Here is a 12,784-nt window from a genome sequence, read left to right on the forward strand (position 1 = left end):
GGCGGCCATACTTACTAAAAGTATAAGTATAACTGCAAAAGCCCGCCAAAGTATAAGCGGGCAAGGGAATGGCCATCAATATAAAAGCCGCTGCACAAGTATGTACAGCGGCTTTTACACTTATAACGAATGCTTGTTTTCTTACTTAAGCTTTATCAGGTCCAGGAAAAGGCTGAAGCTGTCAAGGGAGGAGTCGCTACGCTCGAAGCTGTCGAAGGACAGGGGCTTTACGATGTAGCCGGATACATTAAGGCGCTGGGCAGCCAGGCGGTCAGTCTCCTCGTTGGAGGTCGTCATGATGAACACGGGTATGTGGCTGAACTCCGGGTCGCGTCGTAACTCTGCCAGAAACTCAAGCCCGTTCATTTTAGGCATGTTGATGTCCAGAAGTATGACGCTTGGGGCGGGGGAGATCTTAGGCGTATCATTACCACGCAGCATATTCAGTGCCTCCTTCCCGTTGCGAGCCTCAAAAATCGGGTGTGTGATGCCGATCTTCTTCAGCTCCCGCTCCACATTCATGGTATCCAGGTAATCATCCTCCACCAGCAGGATATTCACTACTTCTTTCTCGCTCATTATACTTGTGCTTCTGATCGAATTAGACAAAGCTATAAAAATTTTTGATCTTTACCTTTCTGTTTTGGCCAGGTAAAGGTGAAAGTTGAGCCTAAACTTAGCTCTGAGTTCACCCAGATAGTGCCTCCCTGCAACTCAACAATCTTTTTTACGATGCTGAGGCCTACGCCGGTACTCTCCATAGCGTCGCGCTCCTGCAAGGTCTGGAATATCACAAAAATTCGGGAGTGGTACTCCGGGTCAATGCCCGGCCCATCGTCCGCCACCGAGAAAACATGGAACTCATCGGTCTCGTTGTGGCGGATGGTAATCTGCCCCTCCTTTTCATTGTGATATTTAATAGCATTACTGATCAGGTTGCTGAACACCTGCTGCAACTGTATACGAACGGTGTACAGGGTAGGTAGGTTGTGCTGCACATCTACCTGGAAGCCGGCAGGCGGCGAGAGCAGGTCCACTACTTCGGTCAGGAGTTCGTTTACGTCTACCTCCTCCTCGGCCTGGCTCGTGCGGCCAATGCGCGCCAGGGCAAGTATGCCGTTGATCAGGTTCTCCATCCGGTGCACGCGCGCGCGCATCATCAACAGGTACTCCTGCACGTTTGGCGGCAGCTGTGTGCCCATGTCCTCCTCAACCCAACGGGAGGCTACCTCGATGCCGCGCAGCGGTGCCTTCAGGTCATGCGAGACCACGTAGGCATACTGGTCCAGCTCCTTGTTCTTAAGGTCCAGCTCGGTAAAGGTGCCATCAATGGTGGCCGACATGCGGTTGAGCGAGTGCGAGAGCCGGCTCAGTTCGTCATTGCTCGTGTCCACGATCTGCGTCTTATACTCGCCCCTCGAGATTCTCTCGGCCAGCGTTACCATCTTCATGATCCGGTTGGAGATCAGGCGTGTAATATAGTAGGCCCAGCCCAGGCCTATGATCACCGAGAGGATGGTGAGAATGGTGGAGAGCTGGCGCGTGTTGTTGATACTTTTGTTGAGGCGCTCGCTGCGTTCCTCGCGCACTTTGTACTCAAAGGCGTTAAAGGCCCGGAAAGCGGCTCTTATCGAGTCCATCACCTGCTGCTCCCCCAGCACCAGGGTCTCCAGCTTGGCATCAAGCTCACGGTCCGTCATGATGGTGTCCTGGTGGCCGCGCTTCATCTGGATGAGGGGCTCTGCAAACTCTTTTTCCAGGCGCCGCTGCAGGCTCACGATCTCATCCAGCTTTGTTTGCTGGTCCGGTGAGTTGGTCACAAAGTCACGGGTCTCCTGCATCAGCTCCGGCATCTGCTCCCGGGCCTGCCAGTAGGGCTTCAGGAAGGTTTCGTTGCCGTTTAGCAGGAAGCCGCGCAAACCGGTCTCCATGTCGATGATGTTCCGCTGCAGGGCTGCCGAGTTCCGTACAATAATCTGGGAGCGGCCCACCCACTGCGTGTTTTCGATCACTGCCTCCGACAGGCGGAAGTTTACGATGGCCACGGCAGTAAAGAGCACCGAGATCAGCAGGAACCCGATAAATAATTTTACGGAAAGTTTCATGTATAAGGGTTGAAGCTATACGTTGGTCGCGGCTATGGCGTGCTGGGTAGCCGCAGGCGGTGGCTACAGATCCGAGTAATGGGAGATTTGGGTTCGCGAAAGTATGAAGTTGTCCTGTTCTCGCGGGGCCGCAGCAGCGGTGCGATGCTGTGTGATGGGGGTAAGCATATATTTCCTTTGGCTATTATTGTGGTTTTCGCTCATACGGGGGCCAGGTTTATTTGTTGCAAAATACACCCATAAAGGCCCGGAGGCGCTGGCAGCTACCTGCGGATTAATTTAGGATGAGCCCGAAATTTACTTAATTTTGCTTTAAATAATAATTACAGTTAACCTGACATGGAACTTAAGAAGATCGCTTTAAATGAGGTGCACGAGGCGCTGGGCGCTAAGATGGTACCTTTCGCCGGCTACAATATGCCTGTGCGCTACTCTTCAGATATAGAGGAACATAAAACTGTGCGCGAGGCTGTCGGCATTTTCGACGTGTCGCATATGGGCGAGTTTAGGCTGCGGGGCCCAAAGGCCCTGGACCTGATCCAGCGTGTTACCTCCAACGACGCCTCTAAACTGGAGAACGGCAAAATACAATATTCCTGCCTGCCCAACGAAGATGGCGGCATCGTGGACGACCTGCTGGTGTACCGCCTTGCGGAAGAGGAGTACCTGCTGGTGGTAAACGCCTCCAACATTGAGAAGGATTGGAACTGGATCAGCAAGTATAACACCGGAGGCGTAGAGATGGAGAACATCTCTGACAACATCTCGCTGTTTGCGGTACAGGGGCCGAAAGCTGCCGAGGCGCTGCAGTCGCTAACCAAGGTGGACCTGTCCGGCATGGCCTACTATACTTTTGAGAAAGGGGAGTTTGCCGGTGCGCAGGATGTGATCGTGTCAGCGACTGGATACACCGGTGCGGGCGGTTTTGAGATCTACGTGAAGAACGAGGACGCCAGGAAAGTGTTCGACGCCATTATGGAAGCCGGCAAACCGTATGGCATTAAGCCAATCGGCCTGGGCGCCCGCGATACGCTGCGTCTGGAAATGGGCTTCTGCCTCTACGGCAACGACATCGACGACACGACTTCCCCGTTGGAGGCTGGCTTGGGCTGGATCACGAAGTTTAACAAGGACTTTGTGAACGCCGAAGACCTGAAGGCGCAGAAGGAACAGGGTGTGAGCCGCAAGCTGATCGGTTTCGAGATGCTGGAGAAGGCGATTCCACGCTCGCATTACGAGATCGTGAACGCCGAAGGGGAGAAGATAGGAGAGGTAACCTCCGGCACCATGTCGCCATCACTGGGCAAGGGCATTGGCCTGGGCTATGTGGCCAACGACTACAGCAAGGCCGGTACCGAGATCTTCATCCGCATCCGCAACAAAGACATGAAAGCACAGGTAGTGAAGCCGCCTTTCGTCAAGAAGTAAATATTAATTGTTGATTGCTGGTTGTTAATTGTTGTTTGCACTAACGAACAATTTTAAGACCAACAATCAACAATCTAACAATCAACAATTAAGTAATGCCAAGTATAGACGTGTGCTTTAGCCCGGAGCTGCTGCACCTGTATAATTTAAAGGGGAAAGCTGTGGTGGCGGTGGATATTCTGCGCGCTACCTCTACCATGGTGACGGCGTTTGCCGAGGGGGCCGCCCAGATCTTTCCGGTGATGGAGTTGGAGGAGTGCCGCGATTTTGCCAGGCAAGGTTGCCTGACGGCGGCTGAGCGAAACGGTATAAAGGCGGAGGGCTTTGACCTGGGCAACTCCCCGTTCGCCTATATGGATGGTAGCGTGCAGGGGCGCGATATTGCCATCACCACCACCAACGGCACTCGCGCCATTCGTTTGTCGGAGGCGGCTGAGGAGATCGTGGTGGGTGCTTTCCTGAACCTGCAAGCCGTGGCCGACCACCTGGCAGAACTGGGTCTGGATGTGCTGGTCGTATGTGCTGGCTGGAAAGGGCAGTTTAACCTGGAAGATACCCTGTTTGCCGGGGCCCTGGTAGAGCGCCTGCAGGAGAAATTCTCGAAAGAGAACGACAGTGCCCTGGCTGCTTTATACTTGTACCAGACCGCCAAAGCAGACTTGCTGGGTTTTCTGCGGCAGTCATCGCACGTGCGCCGGCTCGAGCACCTCGAGATCCACAAAGACATCGCATTCTGCCTCCGCCACGATGTATACAGCGTGCTGCCCGTGTGGCGCGATGGCAGGCTGGTAGACCTTAAGGTTAAAGAGTTAGAGAGTTAAAGAGTTTGGGAGTTAGAGAGTTAATTCTCTAAAGTATAAAATGGGAGCGGCTGGCATCTTAGAAGTGCCAGCCGCTCCCATTTTATACTTAATATTTTCCTGCCGCAAGTTTAGCGTAGCGCAACTTGTGGCTGTGCATGAGGCAAGTTTGCAACTTGCATTCTGCGTAAGAAGAAAAATATAGATTAGCAGATACTTTATACTTCGATTGACCGTGGCCAAAGTATAGCCGGGATCTCTTCCCTTTTGATGATCACCAATTCATACTTCGGCGGACTGTAAGGACGAACTATAAATGCTCTTTAACCAAAGTATAAAGTATAGCCAGCGTCCTGGCAACCCTTGCTTTTTCAAAGCAAAGAATTCGCAGACTTCTGCCATACGTAACCACAATTACGCTACCGTTAAACTTGTTGCATAACTCATCAATCCCGCCATTATTGGTGCTATCACTGTCAATTTATACTTCGATAAGCTTCAAAGTATAGCTAAAGTATAAACCTGTTCAATAGCGAGTCTGGAGACTCGCAGCACACTGGGCGGCACCGGTTGGATACCGGCGCCAGTGGTAGCTCCCTCGCAAATCTAAGACTCACTTTTATACTCTCTAACCCTCTAACTCCCAAACTCCCCAACTCCCCAACTCTCTAACTCCTAAACTCTCTAACTCTCTAACTCCCCAACTCACCTCAGTTTCTCATTCTGCTTATGCCTGTTGCTGTCGCGGTTGGTCTTTTTCTCCAGGTTTTTCTCTAGCGCCTCGGTCAGGTTTACACCGGTTTGGTTAGCCAGGCAGATCAGCACGAACAGCACGTCGGCCAACTCATCGCCTAACTGCTTGCCCTCATCACTCTTCTTAAACGACTGCTCTCCATATTGGCGGGAGATGATGCGGGCTACTTCACCAACTTCTTCCGTAAGTATGGCCATGTTTGTGAGTTCGTTGAAATAACGGACCCCATTCTCCTGAATCCACTTGTCTACCAGGGCTTGTGCTTCGGCTATGGTCATAGTTAAAAAAGGTCTTTCTGTTTGGTGTCCATCACAATCGTTACGGGGCCGTCGTTCAGCAGCGATACCTTCATGTCGGCGCCGAACTCCCCGGTCTGCACCGGCTTGCCCAGCGCCTCCTCCAGCAGGTTCACAAATCGCTCATACAAAGGTATGGAAACAGCCGGTGGGGCGGCGTTGGTGTAGGAGGGGCGGTTGCCTTTCTTGGTGCTGGCGTAAAGGGTGAACTGGCTGATCACGAGCGCCTCGCCATCCACATCCTTTATACTTAAATTCATCTTGCCCTCGGCGTCGGAGAAGATACGCAGGGCGGCCACTTTGCCCGCCATCCATTTCAGGTCTTCCTCAGTGTCGTCGGCGGTGAAACCGGCCAGTAGCAGCAATCCTGGCCCGATTTTCCCTTTGGTGCTGCCCTCTATTTCCACAGCAGCCTGCGTCACCCGCTGAATCACAATTCGCATGGTATGCTATACTTTGGTTCGGGGCAAAGGTAATAATTTGGAGATTTTAAATTTGGGAATTTGGAGGTGGGGAAGTCCCCTTTATAGGATCACTATAGAGCAACCAACAATTTAACAATCCAGCAAGTCAACACTCAACTTTAATCCACATACCCCTCATACAGGATGCGGCTCACCTTGCCCTTCTCCAGGTAAAAGTGTAAGGTAGCGGGCGCCCCTTCTCTGGCCGTGGCAACAATTTCGTTGGGTGTCTGGATAATCTTAAGGTCCTCCCCCTGGCTTTTCAGGCGGTTTAGCAACTCGGCCTGCGGCATTCCTACGCGCAGGTTGTTGCGCAGCTTAATGTCGGTGCCCCGGATGTCGGCCATTTGCAGCAGCAGCTCGCCCGAGTGGGTAGGGGCGTAAAACTCCATGGCAGAATTGCCGAAACGGATCGTGTAAATAGTGTCGGTTATACTTGCCTTGTGGCGGTTCTCCACGGCATCGGCATCCACGGTAAAGTCGGTGTTGATGCGGTCGAAGTAAGTCGCGAGGTTGTTGCTTTGCTGGCGGTTGGCCACAAAGGGATTGCCCAGCAGGTCGTGGGTGCCGGGGGCGCGGGAGCTGTTCACGGCGGTCGTGTCAGGCTCGGCGGTGCGGCGCTCCACGGGGGTGTCGGCCTCTTCCTCCGCCGGATTATCGGTGCAGGCCGTGGCAAACGTATGGATTAGCAGCAAGAGCAGCAGCAGCCGGGCTTTGAGGCTGCCATTGTAGCAGGTGCTGTGAGGGCGGAGAAGCATAGTGAACGATGTATAGGTGTAAGCTGGTGCGGGTAAACTATACTTGCATACGAGAATCTACCGCCCAAATGTTATAGCGAAACAGCCACCATTGGTTTGTTTAGGCCCGGGATAAAGTATAATTTGGCGGCAAAGATGATAAAAAATGAACACACCGCAAATAGCACTCATCACTTATAAAGATGCCGGAAAATATACAGGGGTTTCGGAGGAGGAGAATGCCCGCCTGCACGGGTTCCTGACGCAGAAAGGGCTGCAGGTTACGCCAGAAATTTGGGACGACCCGGCCGTGGACTGGAGCCGGTATGACCTGGTGCTGCTGAAGTCGCCGTGGGATTACTTCGACAAGATCGAGGTGTTTTATGCCTGGCTAAGGAAGCTGGAGGAGCTGCAGGTGCGGGTGCTAAACCCGATCCATATCGTGCGCTGGAACACCGACAAACGCTACCTGGTGGAGCTGCAGGAGAAAGGCGAGAAGGTAGTGCCGACGGTATGGCTGGAGCGGGGCTCCCGGTTGAACGTGGCAGCGGCCTTTGGGCAGCTACAGTCAGAGAAGATCATCGTGAAACCGGCCGTGAGCGGGGGCGCCAAAAACACCTTTGCCCTCACCCGGGAGGAGGCCGAGGCCCAGGCTACAAGTATAAACGCGCTGCTGCAGGAGGAGAGCTTTCTGGCGCAGCCCTTCATCCCCGAGATCCAGACCAAAGGCGAGTGGTCGTTCCTTTTCTTTAACGGCACGCACAGCCACACGGTGCTCAAAACCGCCAAGGCCGGCGACTTCAGGGTGCAGCATTTCTTTGGAGGAACCATACACACCCCGGAGCCGCCGGCACAGCTGCTGGAGGCTGCCCACAACCTGGTGGATAAGTATGCCCAGGGCTGCCTCTACGCCCGCGTGGACGGCGTGGAGCAGGACGGTGAACTGGTGCTGATGGAGCTGGAGCTGATAGAACCTTTCCTGTTCATGGCCACCAGCGAGGGCGCCATTGAGCGGTACTACGAGGCCCTGGTAGAGCAGCTGCAGCAGCAAGCCCAAGTATAAAACTATACTTTCTCAGAACTGTGGAAGACCAGCAAGGGCACCTGCGCCTCCAGCACCAGCTTTTTGCTGAGGCTCGGCTTGAAGATGCTGCTGAACAGGGAGCGCTGGTGGTTGTTGATGGCTACCAGGCCAATCTGCTCCCGCGCCACAAACTCCTGCAGCGCGTCGGCCACGTCGTCATCGCTCGGGAGTATGACAAACTGCAGGTTATGATCGGGTAGGGCGGCATACAGCCGTGCCTGCAGCTGCTCCATCCTGTGGCTGTCGTCCCGCTCAGAGTCCTCTGTGCCGATGTGGGCACAGAGGATTTCGGAGTTAAATGGCTTGAGCAGGTGCATCAGCGCCGTCAGCGCCTCTGCGTCCGTCTTGTCGAAATCGGTGGCGTAGAGCACGCGGCTCAGGCTGTGCTGCCTGTACGGTTCCGGCACCGTCAACAGCGGCACCTTCGCGTCCTCCACCATCTTGGTGGTGATGGTGCCGAAAAGCGAGCGGGCAACATTGTCCTCGCCTTTGGTGCCCATCAGCAGCAGGTCTGGCTTAAAGCGGCTTATCTCATCCGGTATCACATCCTCCGGCAGGCCGTTTATAAAGGCGTGCTTCAGGTGGATGTGCTGCCCAATCGTGTGGGCTTCAGCCTGCAGCTCCTTGTAGAGGTTCTCCAGCTTCTCCTGCTCATCCATCTGGTTGCGGTGCAGCACGCGGTCCGTTATGATTTCGGAGCCCGGACTCAGGGGGCTACGGCCGGCGTCGTTCAGCGGGTCGTCGAGCTGGGGCTGCAGCAGGTAATCGCTGAAGCAGTGCAGCAGCAGTATCTCTGCCTGCGGCAGGGCGGCGCCCATGTGCAGGGCGAAGCGGCAGGCGTTCGTGGAGCCATCTGTGAAGTCAACGGGTATAAGTATTCTAAACATGCAGTCGTTTTTTTATTGTGTTTGGATGATGTATACGTGCACAGCCGGAAAAGTAGTTGTGCCGATTCTGCGCTCCATTCATACTTAAATCCGGCCTCCCGGTGCAGTTCCGAAAATTCCCCTATTTTTGTAGCCAGTAAGCACCCGACATGCCAAAACGCATCGTACTTCTCTTTATCGGCTTTGTAGTAATTGCCTCCCTCGTTTTCTACGGCTTTAGCCGCTGGAAGGACTCCCGGGAAAAGGTAGACCTTTGGGCGCTGGTACCCGATAATGCGGCGCTTGTGGTGGAGACCAACAACCATCAGGAGCTGGTGGAGCACCTGCGGGAAACGGAGCTGTGGCAGAGCCTTGCGGTGCTGCCGGTGGTCAACCGCTTTCAGGAGAACATGGCTTACCTCGACAGCATCTCTCCCGGCAACCAGCGCCTCGACCGCTTCCTCAACGAGAAGAACATACTTACCTCGCTGCACGTGGAGGGCAAATCAGACGTGTCGTACGTGTTCTACGTGCCGGTCAGCTCCGTGGGCGAGCACCGCTTTCTGCGCACCCTTACCGAAAACATCAACAAAAGCGACGTATTTGAGCAAAGCTCCCGTACCTACCAGGACCACCTGCTCACTGATATCTCCAACACACGCAATGGCAGCAGTTTTACCTACTTTACCTTCCATAATAATATCATCCTGAGTGCCTCGCCTGTGCTGGTGGAGGAGATCGCTAGGCGCATTACCAGGGGGCAACCCAAGTCTGTCGCGGCGGACTTTAGAAACGTGAACTTCCTGAACCAGCCCGATGTATACGCCAACGTGTTCGTAAACTACCGCGTGCTGCCCGACTTGCTGGGGCTTTTCCTGAAAGAGGATGTGATGCCGCAGGTGCGCTACCTCTCCACCCTGTGCCAGAGCGCCATGCTGGAGCTGAAGCTGGAGCGGAACAAACTCTTCCTGAACGGTTTCTCCATTCCCGAGAGGCTAAACAACTCGCTGCACAACAACATGCAGCCGCAGAAGCCGCAGCCGCTGGGCGTAAGGGCATACCTGCCCAATCGCACGGCCATGATGCTGCACTTTGGCCTGCAGGACATTGCCCGCCTGCGCCAGCCCCAGAAACCCAACAAATCTAACTATGCTGCTACGGTGGATAGCCTGGCCGGCAGCTTTAGCCAGGAGGCCGCCCTGGTGTATCTGGAGTCCCATAGTATCAGCCAGAGTCCTGAGAAGGTGGCATTCGCCCATACCGGCAGCCCTGCCCGCACAGGGCGCCTGCTCACCAAACTAAGTAACCAACTGGCCGATGCCCGCCAGGAGAAACCATACGCCGAGAAGTATGGGAACCACACCATACAGCTGCTGAACGTGCCGGAGCTGCCGGAGCAGTTGCTGGGCCGCATGTTTAAGGGCTTTGAGCAGAGTTACGTGGTGCAGGTGGGTAACTACCTGCTGATGGCGGAAGAGGTGGCCGCGCTCCGGCACCTCCTCGATGACATTGCGGAGGGGAGCGTGTGGGGAAAATCGGTGGCGCAGAAGGCATTTATGGAGGAGACGCTGCAGGAGGCGAACTTCAGCCTGTACCTGAATACGGTAAACGCGTGGTACATTCTTAACCGCTACACCTCCGAGGAGGAGCGGGAGGACCTGCTGCAGAATGCCACCCTGATCAAGCGCTTTGCGCAGGTGGGGCTGCAGTTCTCGGTAGTGGAGGGCCGTTACTACACCAGCCTCGTTATTCGCCGGCCAGACCAGGGCAAGACAGGTGCGCAGGATGGTTTTGAGGAGGAGGAAAGTATAACCCTGGATAACCGGCTGGACACCCGGCCCTTCCCGATACAGAACGCCGTAGACCGCAGCCGTGAGCTGGTGGTGCAGGACTCAGCCAATGTCCTCATCAACCTGACAGCGATGGGTAGGCGCGGCTGGACTGACAGCCTTGGCACCGCCCTGCGCAGCGACATCAAGCAGGTAGAGTATGGGCCGGACAAAAAACTACGCAACCTCTTTATCACCGCCAACCGCATCCACGCCATCAACAACCAGGGGCAGCCGCTCGAGAACTTCCCGTTTAACCTGCCCGACACGTTGGACCTGCAGCACCTGGCGGTGTTTGATTACGAGAAGGACGGGAATTACCGCCTGCTGGTGGACGATAACCTGGGCAACCTGTACATGTACAACATGCGCGGCGCGGCCGTGCAGGGCTGGCAGCCGCGCCGTATGGATTACCGCCTGTCGGCAGAGCCGCAGCACCTGCGCGTGGGTGGCCAGGACGTAATTCTGGTGGCGCTGGAGAATGGCTACATCTATGCCCTTAACCGCAACGGAGATACCTATCCCGGCTTCCCAATGAACCTGAAGGTGCCCCTTACCTCGGGTGTAACGGCTAAAGTAGGGGCAGACCTGCGCCGCACGGAGGTGTCGGCCGTAACGAAGTATGGCAACGTGGTTACTTTTAACCTGCAGGGGCGGGTGCTGCGGCAGGAGCAGTTGGTGCGCCCGAGCAAGCGCGCCATGTTCGAACTGGTGCCGGAGAGCAGCAACGGCCGTTCCCACGTCATTGTGCGGCAGGAGCAGGGCAAGGTCGCTGTGCTGGACCAAGATCTGAAGGAGCTGTTTGAGAAGGACTACGTTACCTCGGCGCCTAAAATCGTGCAGTACTTCCGCTTCGGCGGCGACAATAAAATATACGCCATCACCGAGACCGGCCCCCGCAAAACTTACCTATATGACTCCAACGGCAGGCTCATCGGCGGCCGCTCTCTGGAGAACAGCCACCCCGTTACCATCTTCTACAACGAAACCGCCAACGATTACACCTTATACTACAGCTCCGGCAACCAGCTCAAAAAGCTGCGGTTCAGTGTAGGGGAGTAGCGCGCAACAACTGGTGCGTATCACGTATCACGACAAACGGAGCTCGACTTCTAATAAAAGACGCCGGAACAAAAGATCTTTTGACAGAAGCAAGTTAGAACGTCTACTCTTGATCGTTATGTCCTTTGTCAAGCCATCTTTTGTCTAATTATCAGAAAAGTCGTGCTACTTGATACGTCGTGCTACTTGATACGTGCTACGTCCAAGAATTAAAAGCTCCTGAACCAGCCTTTCCTGTAGAAGAAGTATAACTGCAGCATGATAAGCGTAGCCATCAGCCCGAGCAGGATAGGGTAGGAGTAGGGTTGGTAAAGCTCGGGCATGCTGTGCGGGAAAACCTGTCCGGTTTCAGGGTCCTCGCGCGAGAAGTTCATGCCGTACAGGCCCACAATAAAACTGAGCGGGATAAAGATGCTGGAGATGATGGTGAGCACTTTCATGATCTCATTCATGCGGTTGCTTACCGTGGACATGTACAGCTCCACCAGGCTCGATGCCATTTCGCGGTGATTATCCACCAGGTCTATCAGCTGCACGGCGTGGTCGTAGGCATCCCGGAAGTATACTTTCAGGTTGTCAGGGATGGTGTTCTCGTCCATGCGCAGGAGCTCGTTCATCAGGTCGCGGGCAGGCCAGGTAATGCGACGCAGCTTCACCAACTCGCTCTTCAGGTCCAGAATCTGGCTAAGCGTAGACTTATTGGGCTCTCGCAGCACCTGTTGCTCCAGGTCCTCTATGTAGGCGCCAATGTCGGCCATCACCGGGAAGTAGTAATCCAGCACCACATCGAGTATGGCGTAGGCAATATAAATTGCCGGCCGCTGGCGGATAATGCCCTTGCCAGCCCGGATGCGCTCGCGCAGCGGGTTCAGGCAGTCGCCGTAGTCGCTTTGCAGGCTGAGTACGTAGTTAGGCCCTGTAAACAGCGAGAGCTGGATGTCATCTAGTCTTCTAAATTCCGGCGACCAGCGCAGCATCCTTGTGATGACAAACAGGCGGTTGCGGCCAAACTCCTCTACTTTTGGCCGCTGATAGTCGTTTATCACGTCCTCCATCTGCAGTGCGTGCAGCTCGAAGTCCTGCATTAGTACCTCCAGCATTTCCTGTTTGCCGTAGCCCCTTATGTCGATCCAGTGCCTTGCATCAGGATTTTCCTTTACGCTTTGCAGGAGTTCGCCGTACGTGCCAAACTCCTGCTCCTCGAACATATCCTCGCTAAACGACATCAGGAAAAAGCGCGGCGCAAAAGCCTCGACAGGTACTACCAGTGAGCCAGGCTTTATGCCGGCCTTGCGCTCCAGAATCTTGTTTCGGCGGTGTTGCCTGTTGCGTTTCGACATGGAGGAGTTTAAGAGTTAG

Annotated in this window: 11 protein-coding genes; 4 read left to right on the forward strand and 7 right to left on the reverse strand. The window is 54.7% G+C overall.

The features are described from left to right. Positions 1-141: 141 nt before the first annotated feature. Together OH144_RS00185 and OH144_RS00190 are read right to left on the reverse strand one after the other, a co-directional pair. Complete coding sequence (locus tag OH144_RS00185) at positions 142-579, reverse strand: response regulator (protein WP_266204274.1); 438 nt, start codon at positions 577-579, stop codon at positions 142-144. A gap of 32 nt (positions 580-611) precedes the next feature. Further along, positions 612-2,105, reverse strand: coding sequence for a sensor histidine kinase (locus OH144_RS00190; protein WP_266204275.1), 1,494 nt, complete (start codon positions 2,103-2,105; stop codon positions 612-614). A 339-nt stretch (positions 2,106-2,444) separates the two neighbouring features. On the opposite strand from OH144_RS00190, the gene gcvT reads away from it, so the two are divergent. Next, positions 2,445-3,533: a glycine cleavage system aminomethyltransferase GcvT gene (gene gcvT, locus OH144_RS00195; protein WP_266204276.1), complete on the forward strand. Its 1,089-nt coding sequence runs from the start codon at positions 2,445-2,447 to the stop codon at positions 3,531-3,533. A 95-nt stretch (positions 3,534-3,628) separates the two neighbouring features. Continuing rightward, entirely contained in the window at positions 3,629-4,354 is a 726-nt protein-coding gene (locus OH144_RS00200) for a 2-phosphosulfolactate phosphatase (protein WP_266204277.1), read from the forward strand. A 684-nt stretch (positions 4,355-5,038) separates the two neighbouring features. Here the strand turns inward: OH144_RS00200 and OH144_RS00205 are convergent. From OH144_RS00205 to OH144_RS00215, 3 genes are all read right to left on the reverse strand, one after another. Then, the gene (locus OH144_RS00205; protein ID WP_266204278.1) at positions 5,039-5,365 is read right to left on the reverse strand and encodes a nucleotide pyrophosphohydrolase; all 327 of its coding nucleotides are present in this window, start codon (positions 5,363-5,365) and stop codon (positions 5,039-5,041) included. 2 nt (positions 5,366-5,367) lie between these two features. Further along, positions 5,368-5,826 (reverse strand): D-aminoacyl-tRNA deacylase, encoded by a 459-nt coding sequence (dtd, locus tag OH144_RS00210; RefSeq protein ID WP_266204279.1) that lies wholly within the window; start codon positions 5,824-5,826, stop codon positions 5,368-5,370. 140 nt (positions 5,827-5,966) lie between these two features. After that, positions 5,967-6,605, reverse strand: coding sequence for a hypothetical protein (locus OH144_RS00215; protein WP_266204280.1), 639 nt, complete (start codon positions 6,603-6,605; stop codon positions 5,967-5,969). A 145-nt stretch (positions 6,606-6,750) separates the two neighbouring features. Here OH144_RS00215 and OH144_RS00220 point away from each other — a divergent pair, with 145 nt between their 5' ends. Then, entirely contained in the window at positions 6,751-7,647 is an 897-nt protein-coding gene (locus OH144_RS00220; RefSeq protein WP_266204281.1) for an ATP-grasp domain-containing protein, read from the forward strand. Positions 7,648-7,649: 2 nt separating this feature from the next. Here the strand turns inward: OH144_RS00220 and OH144_RS00225 are convergent, their stop codons facing one another. Then, positions 7,650-8,555, reverse strand: a complete 906-nt coding sequence (locus OH144_RS00225) for a universal stress protein (RefSeq protein WP_266204282.1) — start codon at positions 8,553-8,555, stop codon at positions 7,650-7,652. Positions 8,556-8,704: 149 nt separating this feature from the next. Here OH144_RS00225 and OH144_RS00230 point away from each other — a divergent pair, with 149 nt between their 5' ends. Next, positions 8,705-11,425, forward strand: coding sequence for a hypothetical protein (locus OH144_RS00230; RefSeq protein WP_266204283.1), 2,721 nt, complete (start codon positions 8,705-8,707; stop codon positions 11,423-11,425). 209 nt (positions 11,426-11,634) lie between these two features. On the opposite strand, the gene corA is transcribed toward OH144_RS00230, so the two are convergent. Beyond that, positions 11,635-12,765 (reverse strand): magnesium/cobalt transporter CorA, encoded by a 1,131-nt coding sequence (gene corA / locus OH144_RS00235; RefSeq protein ID WP_266204284.1) that lies wholly within the window; start codon positions 12,763-12,765, stop codon positions 11,635-11,637. Positions 12,766-12,784 lie beyond the last annotated feature (19 nt).

The organism is Pontibacter kalidii, from assembly GCF_026278245.1.
GTDB classification, from domain to species: domain Bacteria; phylum Bacteroidota; class Bacteroidia; order Cytophagales; family Hymenobacteraceae; genus Pontibacter; species Pontibacter kalidii.

What these genes read in the sequence shown, in the direction of transcription:
- OH144_RS00185 (WP_266204274.1), bottom strand. Translation starts at nt 579, where the DNA reads ATGAGCGAGAAAGAAGTAGTGAATATCCTGCTGGTGGAGGATGATTAC.
- OH144_RS00190 (WP_266204275.1), bottom strand. Translation starts at nt 2,105, where the DNA reads ATGAAACTTTCCGTAAAATTATTTATCGGGTTCCTGCTGATCTCGGTG.
- gcvT (WP_266204276.1), top strand. Translation starts at nt 2,445, where the DNA reads ATGGAACTTAAGAAGATCGCTTTAAATGAGGTGCACGAGGCGCTGGGC.
- OH144_RS00200 (WP_266204277.1), top strand. Translation starts at nt 3,629, where the DNA reads ATGCCAAGTATAGACGTGTGCTTTAGCCCGGAGCTGCTGCACCTGTAT.
- OH144_RS00205 (WP_266204278.1), bottom strand. Translation starts at nt 5,365, where the DNA reads ATGACCATAGCCGAAGCACAAGCCCTGGTAGACAAGTGGATTCAGGAG.
- dtd (WP_266204279.1), bottom strand. Translation starts at nt 5,826, where the DNA reads ATGCGAATTGTGATTCAGCGGGTGACGCAGGCTGCTGTGGAAATAGAG.
- OH144_RS00215 (WP_266204280.1), bottom strand. Translation starts at nt 6,605, where the DNA reads ATGCTTCTCCGCCCTCACAGCACCTGCTACAATGGCAGCCTCAAAGCC.
- OH144_RS00220 (WP_266204281.1), top strand. Translation starts at nt 6,751, where the DNA reads ATGAACACACCGCAAATAGCACTCATCACTTATAAAGATGCCGGAAAA.
- OH144_RS00225 (WP_266204282.1), bottom strand. Translation starts at nt 8,555, where the DNA reads ATGTTTAGAATACTTATACCCGTTGACTTCACAGATGGCTCCACGAAC.
- OH144_RS00230 (WP_266204283.1), top strand. Translation starts at nt 8,705, where the DNA reads ATGCCAAAACGCATCGTACTTCTCTTTATCGGCTTTGTAGTAATTGCC.
- corA (WP_266204284.1), bottom strand. Translation starts at nt 12,765, where the DNA reads ATGTCGAAACGCAACAGGCAACACCGCCGAAACAAGATTCTGGAGCGC.